Source organism: Rheinheimera baltica (genome assembly GCF_030731985.1).
GTDB classification, from domain to species: Bacteria; Pseudomonadota; Gammaproteobacteria; order Enterobacterales; family Alteromonadaceae; genus Alishewanella; species Alishewanella baltica.
The window spans coordinates 81,433-105,324 of the sequence record NZ_JAPJDY010000007.1 but is presented as its reverse complement, the minus strand read 5'-3'; the positions used below and the strand labels follow the sequence as shown (position 1 = coordinate 105,324).

20 protein-coding genes are annotated in these 23,892 nt (G+C 47.1%); 12 read left to right on the top strand and 8 right to left on the bottom strand.

What is annotated here, in order from left to right; all coding sequences use genetic code 11:
* Positions 1-14 precede the first annotated feature (14 nt).
* Genes ORJ00_RS12755 through ORJ00_RS12745 form a run of 3 tightly spaced genes read right to left on the bottom strand, consistent with a single transcriptional unit; the run spans position 15 to position 4,304 of the window.
* Positions 15-791, bottom strand: coding sequence for a phosphoadenylyl-sulfate reductase (locus tag ORJ00_RS12755; RefSeq protein WP_306140038.1), 777 nt, complete (start codon positions 789-791; stop codon positions 15-17).
* On the bottom strand, positions 775-2,496 hold the full coding sequence (gene cysI / locus ORJ00_RS12750; protein ID WP_305973986.1) for an assimilatory sulfite reductase (NADPH) hemoprotein subunit: 1,722 nt from the start codon (positions 2,494-2,496) through the stop codon (positions 775-777). The genes ORJ00_RS12755 and cysI overlap by 17 nt, the downstream gene beginning before the upstream one ends.
* Positions 2,496-4,304 carry an assimilatory sulfite reductase (NADPH) flavoprotein subunit gene (locus ORJ00_RS12745; protein ID WP_027669401.1) on the bottom strand — a complete coding sequence of 603 codons (1,809 nt, stop codon included), beginning with the start codon at positions 4,302-4,304 and terminating at the stop codon, positions 2,496-2,498. Before ORJ00_RS12745 ends, cysI begins: the two co-directional genes overlap by 1 nt.
* A 297-nt stretch (positions 4,305-4,601) precedes the next feature.
* Between ORJ00_RS12745 and ORJ00_RS12740 the strand changes: the two genes are divergently transcribed.
* Both ORJ00_RS12740 and ORJ00_RS12735 read left to right on the top strand, forming a co-directional pair.
* Positions 4,602-5,417 carry a DUF2884 family protein gene (locus ORJ00_RS12740; RefSeq protein WP_305973990.1) on the top strand — a complete coding sequence of 272 codons (816 nt, stop codon included), beginning with the start codon at positions 4,602-4,604 and terminating at the stop codon, positions 5,415-5,417.
* A 164-nt stretch (positions 5,418-5,581) separates the two neighbouring features.
* On the top strand, positions 5,582-5,932 hold the full coding sequence (locus ORJ00_RS12735) for a RidA family protein (RefSeq protein ID WP_305973992.1): 351 nt from the start codon (positions 5,582-5,584) through the stop codon (positions 5,930-5,932).
* A 4-nt stretch (positions 5,933-5,936) separates the two neighbouring features.
* On the opposite strand, the gene ORJ00_RS12730 is transcribed toward ORJ00_RS12735, so the two are convergent.
* Genes ORJ00_RS12730 through ORJ00_RS12715 form a run of 4 tightly spaced genes read right to left on the bottom strand, consistent with a single transcriptional unit; the run spans position 5,937 to position 11,507 of the window.
* On the bottom strand, positions 5,937-6,911 hold the full coding sequence (locus tag ORJ00_RS12730; RefSeq protein WP_027669398.1) for an L-threonylcarbamoyladenylate synthase: 975 nt from the start codon (positions 6,909-6,911) through the stop codon (positions 5,937-5,939).
* Positions 6,908-7,702, bottom strand: coding sequence for a DUF6671 family protein (locus ORJ00_RS12725; protein WP_306140037.1), 795 nt, complete (start codon positions 7,700-7,702; stop codon positions 6,908-6,910). The genes ORJ00_RS12730 and ORJ00_RS12725 overlap by 4 nt, the downstream gene beginning before the upstream one ends.
* Positions 7,699-10,140, bottom strand: coding sequence for a DUF2309 domain-containing protein (locus ORJ00_RS12720; protein WP_306140036.1), 2,442 nt, complete (start codon positions 10,138-10,140; stop codon positions 7,699-7,701). The genes ORJ00_RS12725 and ORJ00_RS12720 overlap by 4 nt, the downstream gene beginning before the upstream one ends.
* Complete coding sequence (locus ORJ00_RS12715) at positions 10,137-11,507, bottom strand: NADH-quinone oxidoreductase subunit L (protein ID WP_306140034.1); 1,371 nt, start codon at positions 11,505-11,507, stop codon at positions 10,137-10,139. The genes ORJ00_RS12720 and ORJ00_RS12715 overlap by 4 nt, the downstream gene beginning before the upstream one ends.
* A 98-nt stretch (positions 11,508-11,605) precedes the next feature.
* Here ORJ00_RS12715 and ORJ00_RS12710 point away from each other — a divergent pair, with 98 nt between their 5' ends.
* The 3 genes from ORJ00_RS12710 (at position 11,606) to ORJ00_RS12700 (ending at position 14,460) form a co-directional block, all read left to right on the top strand.
* Positions 11,606-12,484: a LysR family transcriptional regulator gene (locus tag ORJ00_RS12710; protein ID WP_306140033.1), complete on the top strand. Its 879-nt coding sequence runs from the start codon at positions 11,606-11,608 to the stop codon at positions 12,482-12,484.
* 243 nt (positions 12,485-12,727) lie between these two features.
* Entirely contained in the window at positions 12,728-13,555 is an 828-nt protein-coding gene (locus tag ORJ00_RS12705; RefSeq protein WP_306126578.1) for an ABC transporter permease subunit, read from the top strand.
* A complete protein-coding gene (locus ORJ00_RS12700; RefSeq protein ID WP_305974004.1) occupies positions 13,552-14,460 on the top strand; it encodes an ABC transporter ATP-binding protein in 909 nt (302 codons plus the stop codon). The genes ORJ00_RS12705 and ORJ00_RS12700 overlap by 4 nt, the downstream gene beginning before the upstream one ends.
* Before the next feature lie 11 nt (positions 14,461-14,471).
* On the opposite strand, the gene ORJ00_RS12695 is transcribed toward ORJ00_RS12700, so the two are convergent.
* Positions 14,472-15,407, bottom strand: a complete 936-nt coding sequence (locus tag ORJ00_RS12695; RefSeq protein ID WP_306136363.1) for a matrixin family metalloprotease — start codon at positions 15,405-15,407, stop codon at positions 14,472-14,474.
* 106 nt (positions 15,408-15,513) lie between these two features.
* On the opposite strand from ORJ00_RS12695, the gene ORJ00_RS12690 reads away from it, so the two are divergent.
* The 7 genes from ORJ00_RS12690 to ORJ00_RS12660 all read left to right on the top strand — a co-directional run bounded on the left by ORJ00_RS12690 (position 15,514) and on the right by ORJ00_RS12660 (position 23,875).
* Positions 15,514-15,960 carry an NfeD family protein gene (locus ORJ00_RS12690; protein ID WP_306126580.1) on the top strand — a complete coding sequence of 149 codons (447 nt, stop codon included), beginning with the start codon at positions 15,514-15,516 and terminating at the stop codon, positions 15,958-15,960.
* Between the two features lie 44 nt (positions 15,961-16,004).
* Complete coding sequence (locus tag ORJ00_RS12685; RefSeq protein ID WP_027669390.1) at positions 16,005-16,940, top strand: SPFH domain-containing protein; 936 nt, start codon at positions 16,005-16,007, stop codon at positions 16,938-16,940.
* A 64-nt stretch (positions 16,941-17,004) separates the two neighbouring features.
* A complete protein-coding gene (locus ORJ00_RS12680; protein WP_306136362.1) occupies positions 17,005-17,508 on the top strand; it encodes a hypothetical protein in 504 nt (167 codons plus the stop codon).
* A 526-nt stretch (positions 17,509-18,034) separates the two neighbouring features.
* The gene (locus ORJ00_RS12675; protein ID WP_305974009.1) at positions 18,035-19,123 is read left to right on the top strand and encodes a sterol desaturase family protein; all 1,089 of its coding nucleotides are present in this window, start codon (positions 18,035-18,037) and stop codon (positions 19,121-19,123) included.
* Positions 19,120-21,534, top strand: a complete 2,415-nt coding sequence (locus tag ORJ00_RS12670) for an efflux RND transporter permease subunit (protein ID WP_306140032.1) — start codon at positions 19,120-19,122, stop codon at positions 21,532-21,534. Before ORJ00_RS12675 ends, ORJ00_RS12670 begins: the two co-directional genes overlap by 4 nt.
* Positions 21,535-21,575: 41 nt before the next feature.
* Complete coding sequence (locus ORJ00_RS12665; protein ID WP_306140031.1) at positions 21,576-22,430, top strand: outer membrane lipoprotein-sorting protein; 855 nt, start codon at positions 21,576-21,578, stop codon at positions 22,428-22,430.
* Positions 22,431-22,507: 77 nt separating this feature from the next.
* On the top strand, positions 22,508-23,875 hold the full coding sequence (locus ORJ00_RS12660) for a DUF1302 family protein (protein WP_306140030.1): 1,368 nt from the start codon (positions 22,508-22,510) through the stop codon (positions 23,873-23,875).
* The last annotated feature ends 17 nt before the right edge of the window (positions 23,876-23,892 follow it).

Here is a 23,892-nt window from a genome sequence, read left to right as displayed (position 1 = left end):
CGGGCAAGCCAGTTTCAAATGCCATCGCCATCCATATGCAAGCCACATTCACGGCCAAAGCCGTTAAAGCGGGTGTCTTCTTCACTCATACCGAGTTCCAGCTTGCGGGTAGAGTGCGTATCACCCACTGAAACATAGCCTTGCTCCCACAAGGGGTGGTAGCTTAAGCCGTGCTCTTTTAAGTAGTAAAAAACGTCTTTGTTTGTCCAATCAATAATTGGCTGTATTTTTACCACGCCGCGGCTTATCTCCAGTACTGCTTTTTCTGCCCGGGTACTGCTTTGGCTGCGACGTAAACCGGTAAACCAGCTGCCAACATTGAGTTCTGCCAGCGCACGCTGCATCGGCTCTACTTTATTTAGCTGATTATATTGCTTAATGCCTTCAGGTGTTTGCCAAAGCTGCCCAAACCGCGCCTCTTGCCAGGCAGGGCTTAGGGTGGCGCGATACACTTTCAAATTTAGTGACAGCTGCTCAGTTAACTGTTCTACAAACTGATAGGTTTCCGGAAATAAATAACCGGTGTCGGTTAATACCACCGGTATATCGGGCTGTTGCTGTGTCACCAAATGCAGCATTACTGCGGCCTGAATGCCAAAGCTGGAGCTGAGTATTGGGCTTGCTGGCAGATTGTCCAGTGCCCAGCGTACACGTTCTGCAGCTGTGAAACCCGCTAGCAGCTGATTGGCCTCAACCAACCACGCTTGCTGCGTGGCGGCATCTTGCTTAAGAATGCTACGAAACTTGCTTGCGCTTGTCACCGCACTAACCTGTTTAGCTGTGGAAGTCATCTTTTGGCACCACTACCGGCGCTATTACGCCAGCCCTTATGACGAAATCACCAAAGCCCTCGCTGCTATTGCTGCGCTCAGCGGCCCAGCGGCCGATAAGGCCATCCAGTGTGCCAAGGATATCGGCTTCGCCGACGTTATCCAGCAACAGACGTGGAATACGGGTACCTTCGCGGTTACCGCCTAAATACAGGTTGTACTTACCTGGCCCACGGCCAACTAAACCTACTTCGGCTAGCATGGCACGGCCACAACCGTTGGGACAGCCGGTCACACGCAGTACGATATGCTCATCGGCCAGGTTATGTTTTGCCAATAAGTCTTCGGTTTTGGTTACCAGCTCGGGTAAATAGCGCTCGGCTTCGGCCATCGCTAATGGACAAGTTGGGAACGAGACACATGCCATAGAGTTTTTACGCTGCTCGCTATGGCTGTCATCAATTAAACCGTGGGCACGGGCAATGGCATCAATTTCGGCTTTTTGTGCCGCAGGTACCCCGGCGATAATCAGATTTTGGTTTGCCGTCATGCGTAAGTCACCCTGATGGATGGCGGCAATTTTTGCTAAACCGGTTTTTAACGGTTTATTAGGGAAATCCAGCACGCGGCCATTTTCAATAAACAGCGTTAAATGTTGCTTGCCGTCGACACCCTCTACCCAGCCAATACGATCGCCCCGGCTGGTAAAGTTATAGGGTTTGACTGGCTCAAAAGCCACGCCAGTGCGCGCTTCAACTTCAGCACGAAAGGCGTCGATGCCAATGCGGTCGATAGTGTATTTGGTTTTTGCATTTTTGCGATTTGAGCGGTTGCCATAATCACGTTGCACGGTAACCACATGTTCAGCCACTTTTAATGTGTGCTCAAGTGATACATAACCTAAATCGTCAGCCATACGCGGGTAGGTAGCAGTATCGCCCCAGGTCATGGCTAAGCCTGCACCAACCAATACGTTAAAACCAACTAGCTTGCCGTTTTCGGCCACAGCGACGAAGCTTAAATCGTTGGCATGCACATCAATATCGTTATGCGGCGGTATCACTACCGCAGTTTTGAACTTACGCGGCAGGTAGTTATCGCCCAATATAGGTTCTACTTCGGTCGTTTCAATTTTTTCGTCATCCAGCCAGATTTCGGCATAGGCACGCGTTTTCGGCAATAAATGCTCACTGATTTTTGCCGCCCATTCATAGGCTTGCTGATGCAGCTCTGACTCTACCGGGTTTGAGGTACACAGCACGTTGCGGTTTACGTCACCAGCGGTGGCGATAGAGTCAATGCCGATACTATGCAAAAACTGATGCATGGGTTTGACATGCGGCTTTAACACACCATGAAACTGAAAAGTCTGGCGTGTAGTTAAACGGATACTGCCATACATGGTGTTGTCGGCGGCAAATTTGTCTATCGCCAGCCATTGCTGTGGCGTAATAATGCCGCCCGGCATACGGGCGCGTAGCATCACGTTGTGCAGGGGCTCTAGCTTTTGTGCCGTGCGCTCTGCGCGAATATCACGGTCGTCTTGCTGATACATGCCATGGAAGCGAATTAACATAAAGTTATCGCCGGTAAAACCACCGGTAATCTCATCCTGCAGATCCGTGGTAATGGTGCCGCGCAGGTGGTCGCTGTCGGCTTTTAAGCGTTCGTTATCCGACAGTGCACCCGGTGCCACTAAATCTGGATTAATTGGATACTGACTCATTAATACACGTCCTTCTGAAAACGTTTTGCAATGCGCAGCTCATCTAAATACTTTTGCGCCTGCTCTGCTGTGTGGTTGCCGTATTGCTGCACGATATCAAGCAGTGCTTGCTGAACATCCTTTGCCATCTTGTTGGCGTCACCACAAATATACAGGTGTGCACCTTGCTGCAGCCATTGCCATATTTCGGCACCATTTTTACGTAACTTGTCTTGTACATACACCTTTGCTGCCTGATCACGGCTAAAGGCGACATCCAGTTTGCTCAGTACACCGCGTTTTAAGTAATTTTGCAGCTCTAACTGGTACAAAAAATCCTGGGTAAAGTGCGGGTTACCAAAAAACAGCCAGTTTTTACCCTGAGCACCACTAGCATCGCGCTGTTGCAAAAATGCCCGAAACGGGGCGATACCTGTGCCCGGGCCTATCATAATGACTGGCGTGTCATTACTTGCCGGCAGGCGGAAATTATTATTGTGCTCAACAAACACCTTCACTTTGTCGCCTTCGGCTAAGCGTTCTGCTAAGAAGCCAGATGCACCACCTAAATGCCCTGTGCCATAGGCATCGTAGCGCACAACAGCAACGGTTAAATGCACTTCATCTTCAACTTCGGCCTGGGACGAGGCTATAGAGTATAGCCGTGGCTGTTGTTTGCGCAGCGCATCAACTAATTGCTGTGCACTGAGTAAACCCGGATAATCGCGGACAATATCGACAATTTGTCGTTCGCCGATATAAGTGCGCAGTTCAGCTTTGTCAGCAGCCAGCTTGCTAAGTGTGGCGTTGTTGGTTGCGCTAGCGTATTTTTCGACAAATGCCGGATACGACTGAGTAAGCTCCAGCTGCTCTGTTAAAGCCTGCTCTACGGTTAAGGTTTCGCCGCCCAGTTGCACTGGCGTATCGCGGGCAATAGCGGTTAATAATAGCAGTTCACGGACCAGTGCCGGGTCATTGCTGAAATACACACCTAAGGCATCACCCGGCTGATAAGTTAAACCTGAGCCCGCCAGTGAAATTTCAATATGACGCACGTCTTTAGCTGAATCGCGGCCGGTAATTTTCTGGTTGGTATACAGTTCAGCAGCAAAAGGCGCTTGCTTACTGTACTGGCTGGCAGTACCTACGGTGGTATCACTTCCCGGCCAGGCAATAACCTGAGCAGATGGTGCGGTAGTCGCTGTTAACTCTGGCTCCAGCTTTGCAATAACCTCGTTACTCCAGCTATCAGCTTGTGCCTGATAATCAACATCTAAATCTGCTCGCGCATGCACCGATGTCGCGCCAAGTTCAGCTAAGCGTTGGTCAAAATCTTGTGCTGTTTTACAGAAAAACTCATAACTGGTGTCACCCAGCCCCAGCACGGCATATTTTAAGCCGGTAAGCTTGGGCGCTTTTTTGCTAAATAAGAAATTGTGCAAACCGATGGCATTTTCCGGTGGTTCACCTTCGCCATAGGTTGAAGTCACGATAACCAGATACTGTTCGTTCTTTAGCTGGGTGGTTTTATAATCCGCCATATCAACGACATTAGCGACGATGCCCTTGCCTTGTGCTTGTTTGGCAATAGCTTCTGCTACATGACGCGCATTACCGGTTTGTGAACCAAACAAAATCGTCAGGTTAGCACTGGCCGCCGCTTGCACTGGTGCGCCAGCACCCTGACCAGCAAGCTGAGCGCTAGCTGCCAGATAGCCACTAACCCAGGCTTGTTGAATCGGGTTCAACTGACTGACCAAACCCTGCAGTTGGCTTACCTGCTGCTCAGACAAAGGACTGGCCTGAGCCACTAATGAAGATAAAAGCATAAAATACCCTGCACACTAATATTGCTAACATTTTAGCCGTCTATATGTATACCAGTAAAAGAATGGATCTCTCTTCTTTATTCCAATAAGTAATTAAAACCCCTGTTGGCGTTAATAAATAACACTTTTTATATAGGCGTAAATGACTAAAAAATAGTGAATATTGCGAACTGCATTAAGGCCAACCTTAGCCGTTTTTGTTTTTATAGATAAATAACAATAACTTAAATTTTGGCATCAAGTTTGTAATAGCAAAGCTGTACTTAGCAACGGCCATAAGCCTGAAGGATAGACAACATGAAAACATTACTTATTGCGACCGGTTTCGCTTTAACCAGTATCAGCGGTGCTGTTATGGCGCATGAACAACACAGCTGCAACGTTAACTTTGATAAAGACATGTCTATTAGCAGTGAGCAGGTCAAAATGACTGATGCCGGCACTGAACGGTGGCGTATCAATAGTGACGGTGAATTATGGCTGGATGGTAAAGCGGTTAATACAGACCGTGCGACTCAGCGTTTGTTACGTGACTATCAGGCAGGTATCCGCCATCAAACGTTGGAAACAGTGGCGTTGGTAGAAGATGCCTTGGTGCTGGCAGCTGATGCCGTAAATTCTGTGCTAACTGAACTTACCGGCGATTCTTTAGATAGCCATCCAGCGTTGCAAAACGCCCTGGAAAAAATTAAAACCGGTACCGAAAGCATCGTGGTGCGCCACGGTGACACCATTGATATTTACGGTAGCCGCTTTGACAGTATCGACAATGCCTTTGGCGAAGAGTTTGAGCAGGCAATTGAAGAAGCTGTAACCAGTTCAATGGGCAGTATTCTGATGCTGGTAGGTAAAGCAATCAGCAGTGGTGAAGGTAACTTTGAGCAACGTATGGAAGCCTTTGGCGAGCGGATGGAACGCTTTGGCGATGATTTATCTGAACGTATGGAAGTGAAAAGCCAGCTGCTTGAGCAACGCGGTGAGGCGATGTGCGCCAACCTGGAGCAGTTAGATGCCATTGAAAGCCAGATCCACAAAGCCATTCCACAAATGCAACAGTATGATTTAATTGATTTTAGTTCGGGTAAACAAACGGCTTATTATTTATTTAACTGAGTTTCATCTCCAAGGACCGGTGGTTTTCCACCACTTTTGGCACGCTGTTTTCATCCCAACAGCGTGTCTTTTTTCATCTTCATTTTAAACCAAGCTACACTGCTCCGACTGGTTATTGACGTTACTTCAGGTTAGCCTGAGACGATCTTAGTTAGGAGTAAAACATGACAATTCAACGCATTCTTCCCGCAGCCCGTTATTCCGAAGCCGTGATTGTTAACGGCTTAATATTTTGTGCCGGTATGGTGCCAGAAACAACCAGTGCCGACGCTACCTTACAAACTGAAAATGTATTGGCGCAAGTTGATGCATTGCTGGCGCAGTGTGGTAGCGATAAAACTAAATTGGTAGATGCCACTATTTATCTAGCCGATATGGCAGACTACCCAGCGATGAATTTAGCATGGGACAATTGGGTAGCTGCCGGTTGTGCACCTGCCCGCGCGACCGTGCAAGCCGCGCTGGCAGACCCAAGCTGGAAAATTGAAATTAAGATAGTGGCAGCCCAAAACTAGCCGGTTAAGATGGGCTATAAGCCGCCCGGCACAACCTGTCATGCACCGCTAACCAAGCATCGCCTGTTGGAGGAAGCTCGCACCAAATGGCGTCAACATGTTGTTGGTCGGCAGTAAACAAGGTTTGATACAATCGATGGGCATACTCGACGGGCTCGGCAGGCATCGCAAATCGATAGGCTTTTGTCGTTTCTGGCAACGCAGAAACATGCAGTAAGGCGATGTTATGATCCAGCAATGGCAAATGTAACAGCAGTTCTTCCCGACTAAAGCATAATAACGGCTTTTCTGGCTGGTAATGTGCCTTAACATTGCCTGGCACTACGGCATTATGATGGCGTGGTTGCTCAACTGGGCGGCCAATAACCTTGGCAATAGCCTGCGCTGAAATAGGACCCGCCCGCACTATTGTTGGTTTGACTCCTGTCATATCTAAAATGGTTGATTCCAGGCCAAACTGACAAACACCACCGTCAAGTACAGCGCTTATTTTACCCTGCATCCCCGCCATTACTTGCTGTGCTGAAGTTGGGCTAAGTTTTTTATAGGGATTGGCAGACGGCGCTGCTAAAGCTAAATCATGTCTTTGCAATAGCGACAACAACGCCGGATGTGAGGGCATGCGTAATCCAATGGTATTTAAACCGCCGCTTATGACACTAGAAACATGGTCCGCTTTGTGGAGCAACAAGGTAAGCGGACCCGGCCAGAAAGCTTCCACCAGGGCGTAAGCCTCAACACCAATGTTTTTTGCCCAGCGCGGTAAGGCCGTTTTATTTGCCACATGCACAATAAGCGGGTGATTTTCCGGACGACCTTTCGCGGTAAAAATTGCCCTGACAGCATCCGGGTTGGTGGCGTCAGCCGCCAAGCCGTAAACCGTTTCAGTTGGCACGGCTACAAGTTTACCCGCCTGTAATAAGTCAGCAGATAAATCCACATCGGCAGGTATATTAGCGTCCAGCAGTAATGTATTCATGGATTACACTCCGGGCAATATTGAGGGTTGGCAAAAGGCTGTTTTGCCTGGTACAGCTGTTGATATTCGCAGCGTTGGCAAACTGCCTGATGTTGCAGTATCAATCGGGTTGCCGCACCACAGGCTTCGCACGGTAAACCGGGTATTGTAATGTCAGGCACAAAACCTGGCGTATGGCATTTGGGGCAAGTGCTATTCATTCGCCGGACAAGATCCTCGGCTGCTAGCAGAATATGCTGTTGTCGCTCAGGGCTAAGATGCGCCCGCAAGTCATAACGCAGTTCTAACGGGCCTTGTTTCAGCATAGCAGGCGCGAGGCGCAGCGCTTGCGTAGGCGTTAAGCCCTTGGCAAACTCATCTTCCTGTTGTATTAACACATGCTGGCCAGGGCACACTTGTGCAATGGCCTGTTGTAACGCTTCTTCGCTGGCAATATGCCATTGCTGAGCGCGAGATGGTGCGTAATAGCGCCCGGTCACCGCCCAACCTTGCTCTACATTAATGCAGCATAACAGCTCCAGATTAACTGTGCCCAGACCATAAGGGCCTGCGGAGTAACTTCCCTCACTGCCCAAGCCAATAGCCAAGCCTGATAAATCAGCCGCCAGCGCCGCTTTTCGAAACGCACATTCATGCGGCGCCATAAAGCGCGCGTGTTCGCCGGCAAAGCTACCCAGTAAGTCAGTATCAAAACACGCTATTGTGCTTATTTGCCAATCAAGTTCCTGCATAGCTGGGGCAATAAACCCGGCTTTATGATGTTGTGTTAACAAGGCGACGTGCTGGGTCATAGTTTAACCTGCTGCCAACCTTGTGGCTGCCATTGCTGTAATTGGCCGTTGGCATCAAGCTGGAATAGCCACAACCACTGATTATTGACGAGTGCTGCAACATCAGGCGCTTTAGCAATAATATCGCTAATGGCACGGGCGGGAGCAGCAATAATGACACTCAGTCGCACAGGCTGATGACGCAACTTTTGCCCGTCATGTACTGATTGCCAGGAGAGGCCATTTCGTAAATCACCGCCGTTTCCTTCAAACACACCAATATGCCCGCCCACCACATTGTGCAGTAATTTATTCCCGCTGCCGTATTTTTCCGGCGCCACAACTGAGGCATAGTACTGCAGGTTAATCCAGTTGGTGACTACCATTGGCGCGGTCATAATGGTGTTTAATAAGGCAAAGTCAGTGTCGTTGTCGGCATTGTAATCGTGCAAGAAACAGCGGCCCTGTAAATCTAATGTTTGAGTAAGCTCTCTGGGGGCAACCACAAAGGCGGCGTTATTCGCCAGGCCCCACTCTGGTCGCAGTTGTGCCCAATCGCGGCTGCGATTAGCGAAAAAAGCGGCTAAGCCAGACGCTTGCTGTGGAGCATCAGAGAATTGTGTTGCACGTTGAGTCCGTGCTTGTTTGCTGGCAGCGTCAAGCCAGCTAAGCCACTCTGTCTGCTCCGGCGCTTGAAACACCTGCAGTGCATCAGTTGTTGTATGGTGCATTGCGCCATAAAAGCGCGTTTCTGCTGGTATCACGATGTTGTGATGTTGCGCCAGCGCAGTGCGCACTTGGCTATCATTCAGTAGCTGTGCTAATACCTTGACATTAACTTCGCCGGTTTGGCCGCCGCAGGCACCGCAATCCAATGCCGCGGCGTGGGGGTTGTTACAGCTTTGACTACCGTGTCCAAACAACAGCACTGTCGGTGCCAGATTTAGCTTCAGGCCCATTGCCGATAAAATGGCAGCGCAAAGCTCTGCTTGTTCTTCAATGCTTAGGGCTTGGTTTTGCTTTATTAGCTGCCACGGACTGTCATCAAGATGCTTATTTAATGCATGGTGTGGTGCTGGACGGAAAAAGGCTTTTTTAATCAAACTAATAAGTTTAACTGGCCCTGCGGCTTCTACCATGCCAAGGCTGGATGAGGCGGTATCAAAACTTTGCTTCCAACCTAAAAGAGGTTGACGGGTCAGTGTTGCTGGCTCAGGGCGTATTTGTGTCACGGTGATAGCCGGTGCAAACAAGCCTGGTAACTGTGGCCGGGTAAGCGTGCTGTCAGGTGCCTGATACGCCAGGGGCAAGCCAAAAAAGCCGGCAAAGCCCAGTGTCTGGATGGCGGGATGCTGTTTCTCCAATGCCCGACGCATAGGCTCAGAGCGCACATCTATGCAAAATGCCGCTTGCAATACAGGTGTTGAGGCTGTGCCACTACTTTTACTTAATTCAGGTTGTAACTGTTGTTGAGCTTGTTGTAACTGGCGCAGTAACGGGGTTTGCACACTGATCTCTAGCGCACGCTGCCATAGCTGGCGAGCGCTTAGTAGCTGCTTAGTGTGCTGCTGCATGGCATGGTATTGCTCTGCTTGCTGTTGTAGCTCGGCCAGTATAGGTTTGACGACGTTAGGTTGGCGGCAGCTAAATTGCCACAGCACCCAATCCCAGCCAAGTAGCATGTAAAGCAACTGGCATACGGCTTTATGTCCGTGTTCGCCTTGCAGTTGTTTTTGCCAGTCAAGCCAGCTTTGCCAACCTGCCCAGCCGGATATGCTTTGTAGAAGCGCTTCTAAATACGCCAGTCGCGATTGTTCGCTAGGGCACCATTGTGTTAACCAGTTTTCTAATTCTGCAAGAAGTGTGTTTTTGCAGTCAGGCAGTGTATCAAACAGTGGTAACAGGTTAGTGCCGGTAAGTACGCGAAGCCCTTTGTCTTGCCGAACGACACTTAACCAGCTTTGATACAAATGATCAGGACTGTCAGTGGCAACAGCGAAACGTTCTGGATATTGATGATACAGCGCAAGGAACTGGCTTAGCTGTTGTAAAATAAGCTGTTGCCACGGCAGTGTGTCGTTGTCTTTGCTATGTTCGGTGAGTAGTTCGCAGAGTCTTTTCCAGCGAGGTAATGTGTGTTGATGTCGAAGTGCAGCAACAGCTTCATCCTGACTTAATGAGGAGTGGGATTCATCCAACGCTTGTTGCAAGTGTATTGCACTTATTTGCTGCTGCCATTGTGACAAGTACCAGTTGGCGCTCATTAAACAATCTGTTCCCGCCAATAGCTGTTGCTCTGCACAGACACTAGCAAAGGCGTTTGCGCGCTTAGGCCACCAGGGGTTTACTGCAATAGCTTGATCCAGCGGCCACACAGGTGCAATTTGGCTGGCAGCGTTGGCAACTAGTAGCGCCAGGCTATGGTTTACAGGGGCCGATGTGCTTAATACTGCGCTCATTTCACTGTCTCCACTGGGGTTAATTCGGTGTTTTTCTTTGTTGGTTGCGGGGTAAATGGCCAAAGTTTTAGCGTGACCCGCGTAGCCCACTCATCCAGATAGCCACCGGCATTGAGCCAAATAAAAAGCCGGTTCACGGCACTGCGCTGGGCGTGATAACGCAAGAGCAATGCCAGAGCAAACAGACTTAAAAACGCCAGGCTGGCAAACAAATCCGCTACCATCGATAAGGCATTATCGGCTGGCGCTATATACTGCAGTAAGGTTTTACCAGCAAGGTAAATGGCTAAAAGCAGTATTGCGCAGCCATTAGCTATTAACAATCGTACAGGGCGGCGGCTATCAGTCCGGGTAAGCGCCGGGAGTAGTAATACGCTAATCGCCAAGATCAGTAACAACGCACTACTCAGGTTTACAAAGGGGATGACCAGTAAATGAGTGATACCGATTAACCCCGCTGCCAGACTTAGTGAAGCAAACCAATGGCGTAGATGCGGTATAACCGGTTGTGCCAGCTGCGCCGCCAGATAATGATTAACGGCATTGCCGCTATGTAAGAAGGCATAAGCTTTATAGCAAGAATGCGCCAGTAAATGCAGTAATGCTAAGGTATAGAAACCTAACGCAATTTCTACCAGCATTAAGCCCATTTGTGCCACCGTAGACCATGCCAAACGTACTTTTATACTGATCCGGGTTGTCATAATAAGCGCCGCTAACACTGTGCTCAATGTTGCCGCCACCAACAACAGGCTGGCCGCGGGCATACTAAGGCTTAATAATGGTGCAAACGTAAGTAATAAGATGCCACCAAGGTTAATAATGCCAGCATGCAGTAGCGCCGATACTGGCGTTGGGGCTTCAACAACATGTATCAACCAGCCATGTAAGGGTAATTGGGCGCATTTAAGCAAAGCAACTAATACCAGCAACATCGCGGCAATGTGACCGGTTAGGCTTAGCGTTGTTTGTGTTGCAATAAGCTGAATTAACGCAGTGATGTTAGCGGTGTCGTACTCGGCATAAAGCAGCATAAACGCCAGCGCTAACAATAATTCGCCGCAACGCGCACTAAGCGCTTTTTTGTGCGCGGCTAACTGGGCGCGCGGTCGTTGCGGATAAAACAGCAGTAACTGTTGCAAACTAAAGCTTATAAGTACCCAGCCAAACCAGAAAAGTAATAAGTGATTGCTGAGCAAGGTAAAAATAACAGCGCTAAACGTTGTCGCTAACGCTCGCATAAAACGCGGTTTATCTGCTTCTGCATGTAATGCAGTAGCACTGTAGCGCCAAATAACCACTGCCAATAACATAACCAATATGAGTAACAGGGAGTTTAACGGGGTTAGAACCAGCAATTCTTGCATTGCGTATCTCCAATTAGTTTTGCTGGCGTCATTGTGATAAGCAACCTATATTAAGTAAAATACATTATTAACTAGAAATCGTTCTTTAAAAGTGAACAATGGGCCGATTAAACTACCATCATTTGTATTATTTCTGGCAGGTGGCAAAGCAGGGTAATTTGACCCGAACTGCTGAATTGCTGCACATTTCACAGTCGGCGCTGTCATCGCAAATTAAGCAGTTAGAACAGAGTATGGAGGTGACGCTATTTCATCGTGAAGGTCGTAAACTGCTACTAACCGATAGTGGATATCAAACGCTGAAATATGCGGAAGATATTTTTAGTCGCGGGGCCGAACTGGAGCATTTGTTAATGCAAGGGCTACAACCGGAGCATAGCCCTATTCGAATTGGCGTGTTATCCACCATGTCACGTAACTTTATTGAAAGTTTTATTGCACCATTGCTCACCATGCCCGATGCAAGATACACCTTGTTATCGATGGATCAGCCGGCCCTATTAAATGCCTTGGCCCAGCATCAGCTTGATTTAGCGCTAACTAATATCATCGTGCAGGGGCATGACAACCAGTTGTGGCAGTGCAGGCTGTTGGCACGCCAGCCTGTATCTATTATTGGACCTGCCGGTATTGAAGCTGCGCAAAGCTTAAATCAGGGATATCAGCGGCAACGCTGGGTACTTCCACCTTCGCAAAGCCCTATCCGTACCGCGTTTGATGCACTAGCCGCCCAATTTCAATTGCAACCTGAGGTAGTAGCAGAAGCGGACGACATGGCCATGCTACGGTTGTTGGTGCGAGACAGTGGCGCCTTAACCGTAATGCCTGAAGTAGTGGTAAAAGATGAGCTAAAAAATGGCCGCTTGCAGAAATACCTGACACTGCCGCAAGTGTATGAAAACTTTTATATTGTCACAACGCAACGTGAGCTATTGCACCCAAAATTAAACTTGCTGTTGCAGGCATTTACTATGTAACCGCATGCGATAATATATAAAATTTTTGTCACTCTTGGGGTTAAAGGTACGCCAGCTTAGCTGCGTATGGGGTTATCGGCTAATAAGTGGTTAATTTGGCGATGCTTTAGTAGTATGCAAATGGTTAATTAGATAATAAGATATTAAAAACAATAGCTTAAAATTTGGCATTGTCTCTGCATCCTCAGCTCAGGCTTTGATAAATCGAGCCTCACGGCACTTTATCCTATAGGGATTTACACTATGACAACATTGGGATTTACCCTGCACCATAGCCAGCTTTATGCCGGCTTTGAACTACGCCGACTTTGGCTTACCCGACGTGGCCTTATGACATTGGCTGCAACCACTATGATCTGGTTTTTCTTATTGCGCTATGCCATAGCACCCGCCAGCGAGCTTATTGCCAATGATGGTTTTCAACAGTTTTTTCGTAGTATTTTTGGTGACTCTGGTTTAACGCAGTTATTTGCCTGGCCGGCACCGGAACTTGCCGTGTATTGGGCGGTGAGTTTGTTATTACTGCCGCTATTTAGCCTGTTTTTTACTGCGAACCAATTATGCAGCGATATAGAACGCGGCACACTGCGTTTTCTGGCTCTGCGCTCCAGCCGGTTGAGTATTGTTCTAGGGCGGTTTAGTGGCCAAATGCTGGTGCAAAGTTGTCTAATCTTACTATCTTTAGCCGCAACGCTGTCGTTAGCGATGTGGCGTGAAGGCGGTATTAGTCTCGCTGTGCTCAGTGCAGCTTTGGTGATTGCTGTAAATTTGTTCATTGTATTGTTGCCGTTTACCGCGTTAATGAGCTGTTTTTCAGCCTTGGTGCGCTCGTCCCGACTTGCCGTAAGCCTTGCTATCGTTAGTCTGGGTTTGTTATTTGCCATGTTAAGCTGGTTTGTATTTTACTTTCCTGATTTTCTGTTTTTGTTGGGCTATCTGCCCGGTACGCAGGTATTGCAGTTGTTGCCATTACAAGGTTGGCAAACCTTGCAACATGCTGTGTTGCCGCTAGTGCAAACCATAGTGTTGTTAGGTTTGGCGACTGTGATATTGAAAAGGAAAATGCTATGAATGCGATTGTTCAATGTCAGGCTCTGACAAAAAGCTACGGCAGCAAACAGGTATTAAAGCAACTGAGTTTTGAGTTGGAAAAGGGTGACGTTGCGGCACTTATTGGGCCAAATGGCGCCGGTAAAACCACCTTATTTAGTATTTTATGTGGTTATTTAAAGCCTGATAGCGGCAGCGTAAGTTTGCTCGGCCACCGCGCTGGTAGCGACGCCTTATTTGGCAAGGTTTCGGCATTGCCCCAAGATGCGCAATTTGATCCTGCGTTTAGTATTGGTGAGCAGCTCGATTTTTTTGGCCGCTTGCAAGGGTTAAGCAATAAAGCTGCCCGTGCCGAAACATTGCGGGTACTGGCACTGGTTGAGCTAAGCGAGCAGGTGCAACATAAAGCCGGAGCGCTTAGTCACGGCATGCGCAAACGTGCTGCCATAGCACAGGCGTTTATTGGTCAGCCAGAGTTGGTATTGCTGGATGAACCCACTGCGGGCTTAGACCCGGTAAATGCGCTACATATTCGTCAACTTATTAGCCGTTTAAGTGGCGACGTCAGCTTTATGATTAGCTCGCACAATATCTTTGAACTTGAACAGCTGTGTAATAAGGTGCTTTATCTGGAACATGGCCAACTGCAAACTCAAGCCAGCGGCGAAACTGATTCTCAGCAACAATATTTGACGCTGCAATTAGAGCAGGATGATGCCGCAGCAGTAACCCAGGCGCTGAGCCAGCTGCCTGGTTTGGTAAGTATTAACGCCAGCCAGAAAAAAGAGTTGGTGTTATGTTATAGCGTGCAGCAAAACACGGATTTTGACTTGGCGGTTTTACAATGCCTGGCGGCTAACGGCTGGCGCTATCGTAATTTAACGAAAGGCCAGACATTAGAGCAGAAGTTATTTAAGGCTGTTTAAGGCGATTACCATCATTGTGGCTGCAAGTCACATTGATGGCTAACAGCTTGAATGTCGTCTACCGTTAGTTCACTTTGTTGCGTGTTTAAAGCAAAATGCATCACCGATGCCGGGCTATCGGTATGGCCTACACCTAATGCATGGCCAAATTCATGTGCCATGGTCAGCTGCAGATCAACCAATGTTTTATATGCAAAAATAGTCATAGTGCGCTGTTTACCCCGTATTTCCATTAGGCCCACTTCGGCGGCAACGTCGGTTGCGGGCTGTTGCGACAAAAGGGCATTCCGATCTGCTACAGTATCGTTGACATAGTCTTGTTCACGTACCAACTGCTGTTGTTTTGCATTAAGTTCTTCGGCTTTTTGCTGTAATTGTTGCTGACGTGCATTCAACTGCTGTTGCTCACGTTGCAAAGCGCTGCGGTTGGCTGCGCTTGCATATTGCGCCTTGCGTTCAAAGGCAGCGATATCTGCCGCAAACTGCTGGTTGTCACGGGCGAACTGCGTTTGTTGTTGTTGCAAGCGCGCATGTTGATGCTGCAAATTCTCTAACCGCTGATTAATGTTACTGTCGTAACGCTGTAAATTACGTTGTAACAGCGCCTGTTGTAGCAGATGTTGCTGGCGTTCGTCGTAAGCAAAATTAATGGGGAAACCTTCAATATTGTCATAGCGGAACACCTCTATACCAAAGGCGTTATTCCACTGCGCAGCCGCTAGCATGGCGGCATCCTCTGCCTGCTCCAGGGTTAGGGCAAATGCCGGGTCCAGTTCACCGATACGCCAACTAATGGGTAACGTGCATAAATACTGCTTTACCGTAGCCTCGGCATAGCGCTCTAACACCTGAGGTAAAGGTGCATCTTTGCGAATTAAGCCGGTTAACAGTAAATAACTTACGTAGAGTAATAGCGTATAAAACAGTGCCCGCAGTAAAAATCTCATTCGGTTACCAACAGCTTATCTAATGCCAGCCCAATGCAGTTTGCATTGACCACTTTGTATGCCTTAAGTTAATGTACAGCATAACAATTGTTAAGGAGCAAATTAAGTGAATATTGCTACCCTGTGGATTATCGTTGGTATTGTACTGATTTTGTCTGAATTAATGGCGACCAGTATCGTGGCGGTATTTTTTGGTATTGCAGCCATTATCGTCGGCTTGCTACTTAATATAGGGGTAATAGAAAGTTACAGCATACAATTTATGTTGTTTGGTGTGTTGTCTTTAGTGTTGTTATTCAGCACGCGCGGTCATTTTAAGCGCTGGTTTGTTGGATATACGGCGGACAGCAATGAACAACCTTCACGTTTTGCGGACGATATTGGTAGCCGCGTTAACGTACATACTGATTTTACCCAAGGCGCTGGCCGAGTGGTGCTTAACGGCGTGCAGTGGGACGCCGAGTCGAGTGATGCATTACAGGCCGGGGATATCGCCTGGGTTGTGGCGAATCACGGTATCAAATTGGTGGTATCTGCAACTAAACCAAATTAGTTTTTACACTATTCACTAACCATCTATTTTAAGGAGTAAATTTGATGGCTCAAATTGATATTAATACCATTTTAATGGCCGGCTTTGCGTTGGCAGTTATTATCACTATTATAAAAACGGCCCGTGTAGTACCGCAAAAAAGTAATTTTGTTATCGAGCGTTTAGGTAAATACTCGCGCACGTTGGACTCAGGCTTCCATATTCTTATCCCTTTTGTGGATAAAGTTGCCTACATGCACAGCTTAAAAGAAGAAGTTATCGATGTGCAGCGTCAAACCTGTGTCACCCGCGATAATATCCAGGTTGGTATCGACGGTATCTTATATTTACAGGTTATCGACCCGCATAAAGCCAGTTACGGTATTAATGACTACCGCTATGCATCGGCGCAGTTAGCGCAAACCACCATGCGTTCAGTTATAGGCCAGACAGACTTAGATAAAACCTTTGAAGAACGCGCGAAAATAAATGAAGAGGTGGTCAAAGCACTAGACGAAGCAGCCGCGCCATGGGGCGTAAAAGTGCTGCGCTATGAAATTGCCGATATTGAGCTGCCCATTAGTATTAAAGACGCACTGGAGCAACAAATGCGTGCCGAGCGCGAACGCCGCGCCGCGATTGCGAAATCTGAAGGTGAGCGTCAGGCGATGATCAACGTTTCTGAAGGTCAGAAGCAGGAAGTGATCAACCTGTCTGAAGGTGACAAGATGCGGCAGATAAATGAAGCCGAAGGCCGTGCACGTGAAATAGAGCTTATCGCCATCGCGACTGCTGAAGGTATTCGTCAAATTGCTGAAGCAATAAATCATCCTGGCGGTTCAGAAGCGGTTAGTCTGCGTGTTGCTGAACAATACGTTAAAGAATTTGGAAACCTGGCCAAAACCAATAACACCATGATAGTACCTGCTGAGCTGGCAAATATTGGCGGTGCGGTAGCCGGTTTAACTGAAATATTAAAAATAGCGCAACCAAGAAAATAGCGTTGTGTCGAAAGGGGCGGTTTTAGTGTTATTGCCGCCTACATCTACTTAGGAGACGAAATTTATGAAAACTTCAGCTTACTACTCGATGTTAATACTTTGTCTGAGTATTTTTCTTTCTGCGGACATTAACGCTATGCAGCAACAAAGCTCCGATGCAATTGAACGCATTACTGTGACAGGCCAAAGAAGCGAGCATCACTACAAGCGACAGCTTGAATTAGCGCAAATGGATTTTATCGAGTCTTATAATGCACTTAACACAATAAGCAACTTTAGTATTGATTGTCACCCCAGAGCAAATATAGGTTCTCACATAAAGAAAATGGAATGTTTACCACGTTACTTTAATAGAGAGCTTGGTTATCAGGCGCAGGCTTTTATGCAAGGGGCAAGCAGCAGAAACAATAGCAATGCTGAATATGTGAGTTTTATAACGCAAAATAAAAAACTAAAGTTTGAAAAGCATATTGCGAAGCTAAGCCAGGAGTCCGCTGAGTTACAACGTAAACTTGAGAAAGTAGGCCAAGCTAAATTAGCCTATGAACAGCGAGCTCAGCAGAAATAGCTAATAAGTTACAGGATTCATCGTAAAGCACCGCGTTGCATCCTGTGACTAAGTTACTTTACCTAAACGTTAAAACCGCATTGCGTTCAAACAGATATCTCTCAAAACTTGTCTCTCGACTGATTTCTCTCATCATAGATTCTTGCAAGGAAGGATAATGCGATATTAATTATCCGTTTCTTACCAGCGTAATAGCTGCTGCGCCAAAGCTAGTGGCTATGTGTGAGCTTTTTACTAATTGCCTACTGAAAATATCGTTGGCCATTTTGCTAGCGGTATTGCACGTTTCTCTTATGGAGCCATGAAATTATTAAACAGTTTCCAAGTTAGAACCATAAATAAACTAAAACATAACAAGTGTAAAATAACAACATCAAATGGTTAATATTTGTGCAATATATGGCTGATATATTTTTGACTAATGCTAAAGCGTTAAGACAATCGCTTTTATAGAGTTCAATATATGTACAGATCGCGAGTATTACTGTGATAAATGTTTTTTTAACGTAAATCAAAAGGACTTGTTATGTATCCTGATATCATTGCAATTGGCATTCCGTTTATGATTGCCTGCGTGGTCATTGAGTTTCTATACGACATGCGCAGAAAGAAAAAAAACTACCGAATTAATGCCGCTATTAGCAATATAAGCTGTGGCATCTTTGAACAGGTAACGGGGTTTATCTCTAAAGGCCTGTTTGCTCTGCTTTACATCTACCTCTACAACACGCATCGTTTATACACCATCGAAGACTCGCTACTGGTATTTATCGGCCTGATGCTACTGGTTGATTTAGTGTTTTATGGCTTCCACAGATTAAGTCATGTTTGTAGTGTGTTATGGGCTGGCCATGTTGTGCACCATGAAGTGGAAGAGTTTAACCTTACGGTTGCACTGCGTCGAAGCGTAATGCAGGAATTCACTATCATCAGTGTCTACCTGCCGTTTGCGGTATTGGGCTTTTCACCGGCCGCCTTTTTCCTGATGTTTGCAGCACATAACCTTTATCAGTTTCTTATCCACACCTCTTACCTACCTGAGTTCAGAACTTTTGGCTTAATTTTTAATACCCCATACCATCATGAAATTCACCATGCCCGTAACCGCTGTTATGTCGATAAGAACTTTGCCGGCGTGCTGATTATCTGGGACAAAATGTTTGGTACTTTTGCAAAACGCACTGAAACACCAGAAATTGGTATTGGTCAGGAAACAACGACGCTTAATCCGGTTACTGCGCAAATTACCACTTTGGCCCGGGTTTTTGCCGAAGCGAAAAGTAAACCAAGCCTTCGAGGCAAGTTAGTTGCCCTTTTTGGCCCGCCAAGCTACTTATCGAAAAAAAGTGGCGCAGCAGCAGATCATGCTGGCACCGGTCGTGAAAAATTTGACCCGTTAATTAGTAAAGCCAGTTTGCAAAAAGCCATTATGTGGTTTGCTTTTATGCTGATCACCATTACGGTTTACCGCAATTATGAAACCAGCTTGCCACTTGGTGTGCAACTGTTTGCCTTAGCGATGGTTGGTGGCTTGCTGTTTTATATAGGCTTAATTCTGGATAACAAAGTTAGAGCAGCGGAACAGGCAGACGCCGCTTCGGGGACTGAAGTATGAGCCGGTTTATAGCAAGCTGGGCTAACCTGGTTATCAGCCAACGTTGGTTGGTTATCATCCTGTCAGTGCTATTACTGTTAGCTGGCGGCTACTTGGGTAGCAGCATACCGTTCGACCACACCATTGAACGCAACTTCGCTGATGATGATCCTAAAGTACTGGAATACAATCAATTATTACACTTGTTCGGCGATAATGAATACCTTGTTGTTGGCGTAAGTGCCCCAGAGCAACAAGACGTTTTTACATCAAAAACGATGAATATCGTAAATGAGTTAACGCTATTCTTAGAACAGCAAGAAGCGGTTACGCAGGTTCGATCGCTGGCGAAGTATCAATATATTCATGGTGATGCTGATGCGTTAAATATTGAAGATTTATTTCCAAATCAGCATGCGGCTAATGCCACCGACGCACAACTTGATGCCGCGCGTCAGCGTATTGTATCCGAAGCGTTGGCACTAGACACTTTAGTGAATACTGCGCTTACCGAAACACGCATTGCCGCACGTATTCGCTATGTCAAAGACTCACCCGCACACAAGGTGGCGTTAGTCAAAGCGCTGTATGCCTATGTCGAGCAACAGCAGTATACCGAGCAGGGTTATCGCATTCGCTTTGGCGGGCAGCCAGTGTTTGATGAGCAGTTTGAAACCCGCAATCAAAGCGACTCGGCCGTGCTGTATCCGGTGATGGCATTGATTATGATTATCGTGCTGTTTGTTAGCTTTCGTTCCTGGTATGTCACGCTTATGCCCTGGACGGTGATCATTTTTGCCATAGCAATGTTAAACGGTGTACAGGGTGTGCTTGGTTACCCACATTCAGCCGTCGATCAAGCCCTGATACCCACGATGATTATCATTAGCATCGGCTTGTGTATGCATATTATTTTGGCGTTTATCAATGCCAATACCCAGCTACAAAATAGTGCAGCAGCGGTAAAGCAAACCATGCTTAAACTTTGGCTACCCTGTTTATTTACCAGCATTACCACGGCCATTGGGTTTTTTACGCTATCTGCTACCAATATTGTGCCGGTAAAAGAAATGGCTATTCTGGGTACCGTGGGGCCCATACTGCTGTTCATATTAAGTTTTTCCCTGCTACCCGCCTTGCTTAGCTTCAGCAAGCCGGGCGGACGGCACCTGCAACCCAGCGGTATAGCTAATGCCATTGCAGCATTGATGCATGTGTTACCGGGCTTTGCCAATCAACATCGCAAAGCTATTCTGTGGCTAGGTGGATTGTTGTTTATGGCCACTTGCGCGGCGTTAAATACAGTAAAAATAGATACCAACTTTGTTGAGTATTTTAAAGACAACAACCCTGCCCGTCAGGATATGCTGTACTTTGATGAGCACTTTAACGGTGCGATGACAATGGAAGTTATCATCGACTCTGGTGCTGAGAACGGTATAAAACAACCGGCATTTTTAACACGTGTCGCGTTGTTGGAGAAGGCCCTCGAAAGCCGAAATTCCACCGGAAAAATACTCTCGGTTGTTGATTATTTAAAAGAAATTAATCAATCGATGCACGAAGAAAACCCAGAGTATTTCACGATCCCTACCAGCAGTAATATGACCAGCCAGTTGTTGTTTCTGTATGAAAATGCAGGCCCGGAAGAAGACCTGTCAGACATGCGTGACTTTGATAACCGCTATCTTCGCCTGACAGTGCCGATGATCAATATGCCGGCATCTGCCATGGAGCAAGAGCTTGCACAAATTGAGCAGGCTATTGCAACAGACTTCGCTGATTTGGCCATTACACTGACGGGCGTGAAACTGCTGTTTCAAATACAAGACGTGTACACCTCTGAAGGCATGGTGAAATCTTTTAGCTTGAGCTTATTGGTTATCAGTTTGTTTTTTTTTGTTTTATTCCGCTCATTTAAACTTGGGTTGTACTGCATTATTCCCAGCGTGTTGCCCATTATTGTGGTGGCGGCAATAACCGGCTTACTGGGAGTTTCCCTGGATTTAGGCACCATGATAGTGGGCGCGATGACCATGGGGCTAGCCGTTGACGATAGCATTCACGTAGTCAGCCGCTACGCCAAAGCCAGACAAGCCGGGTTGGATTGCTTTGCAGCGGTAAGCATTACCATGAAAGAGTCTGGCACAGCCGTGGTGTTTAGTTCAGTGGTGTTAGTACTGGGGTTTTCGGTGCTAATGCTGGGGTCTTTTGTGCCCATCGTTCATGTCGGCCTGTTTAGCGCCGCGATTATGTTACTGGCATTACTGGCTGATTTACTCCTGCTACCTGCCATTATTTTTACCCTCGATAACAAGGGCGCGGCAGAGCGAAACACCGTTAATCACAGCGATGACACCCACAACAGCAACGCCATTAGCAATGACAAAACAGCCATGAGCCATGACAAAAATATTTCGGACATTGCCTGATAAACACATGTGATCAAGCATCACGTTAAGGAACTGACATTATGAAAACAACGAACTTTGTATCAGGTCGCACACTTTCGCGCTGGCTACTAACGCCACTTTTATTGCTATCGGTTTTAGTTAGCGCAACTGAGAATAATAGTTTGTCAGCCCGCGACATTATGGCGCAAGTTGACGCCCGCGATGAAGGTGAAAATTCTGTTGCGACCAGCGCGATGATCCTAATTGACAGTCGAAACAGGCAACGGGTGCGGCAATTAAAGCAGTACGCCAAAGAATATGGCGACAAACAAAAATATATGGCGCATTTTCTGTCTCCTGCCGATCTTAAAGACACCGTGTACATTAACTATGACTGGAACGCCTCTGCTGACGTTGATGATGAATCCTGGTTGTTTTTACCCGCGCTGAACAAAGTGAAGCGCATATCATCAGAAGACCGCTCCGCCGCCTTTTTGGGTAGTGACTTTAGCTATGCTGACATCAGTGGCTTTGAACTGAAATGGTACGACTACCGCATTATCAAAGAAAGCGAGATGGTAGACGGCCATGATTGCTGGGTAATTGAATATGAACCTAAGGCCGCATTACGCGACAAGGTGCTACGCACTACCGGTGATTTAAAAACCCAAACCTGGGTGCGCAAAGACATTTTCTTCCAGGTAAAAAGCAAAATATGGAAAGCGCGTGCTGGCGAAATAAAATATTTTATGGCAACGGATGTTGAGCAAATTGATGGCATCTGGACAGCGCAAAAAATGCAAATGATCACCACCAAAAATGACAAACGCCAACACTCCAGTATTTTCCTTATCCAGGATATTAATTACGGCGTGGGGGTGGGTGATGACATTTTCCTGCCGGATAACATGCAGCGGGCCGCTGCAATGAACTAACTCTACTTAGCGTTTCAACCCTTAACACATAAGTACAACTGAGCCCGTTTCTGGCTCTGGTAGAGAGGTTTTGCCCAATGCTTTTTAAACTAACCGCTACAGCCCTGCTGCGATGTTACGCAACTTCAGCGCTGTTCGCGTGTTGCATGCTGCATAGCGCCGCTGCAAACAGTGATGACTTTTTTGCTGATATAGACGTTAACGTCGATAACCTGGATCAGCTACCCAGCCCAAATAAATGGTTTGTCCGGCAGCTGTTGTCCTATGGCGTAGAAGCCCCGGGCCAAGGCTTTTCACGCTCAGAGGTGGGCTTCAATAAAATAGAAACCAGTATACATGGTGAAGTCTCATATACGTTTTCTGAGCGTATTTCCGGGCGGATAGAAGCTGAAGCTTTTTATGATGCAATTTATCGGCTTGATAGCGATATTCAACCATCGGCGCAAGAGCTAAGCGAATTTGAAACCCGTTTCCAACTGCGCGATGCTTATTTAGACATTAGTTTAACTGAGCAATGGCACCTTAGGCTGGGTCATCAGATTATTGCCTGGGGCCAAAGTGACGCTGTGGTTATTGCTGATGTTATTGCCCCGCACAACAATTACACCCTACTGCAGGCCGATTTAAGAGATGTACGCTTGCAAGTGCCGGCGGCGCATTTTACTCGTAGCACTAGCGACTTTACGCTAGACATGGTGCTGACCTACGACGCAGGATTTAACCAGCTAGCCCCATTGGGTAACGAGTTTGACCCCTTTATTGCACTACGCGACCTGCCGCAACCACTCGCGCAATATAACGCCGACAACAAAATAGAATACTTTGTTCGGCTTAAGCATAACTTCCATGGCGGTGATGTCAGCCTGATTATGGCTGAAGCCAATAACAACACCTTGACGTTGCAACAGGCCAAAGCTGAACAGCTGTCTTTTTCCCAAGATCGCTTCAGCGTGTTGGCGCTCACCAGCAGTTTAAGTCAGGGCTTGTGGGTGTATAAAGCCGAGCTGGGCGTGCATCACAATAAGTCACTGATGCCCGCTGCCACCAAGTTTAACCATTATCTTGGCGGATGGCCGCAACATGATCAGCTGTTAAGTATGGCGGGTTTTGATTATGTCGGCTGGCGCAATACAACCTTATCGCTGGAACTCAATCTGCAACACACCACGGGTAACACTGACGCACTTAGCATCGACAAAAATGAATATGGTGCCATGTTCAGCCTGCTGTGGAGTGACACAAATGAAAAGCTCACCGTCAAAGCAAATGCCATTTCCATGCTGGACAACAACGGTCGAATTTTCCGCCTGAACCTGGAGTACCCCCTGACTGACGCGTTTAAAGTCGGGGGCCTGTTGGTGCATTACCACTTTAATCAAAGTGACACGCTATACCCCTATCGCAATAACGATGTTGTGCAAATTTATGGCCAATATGATTTTTAGTTAACCGCTTAGAGACA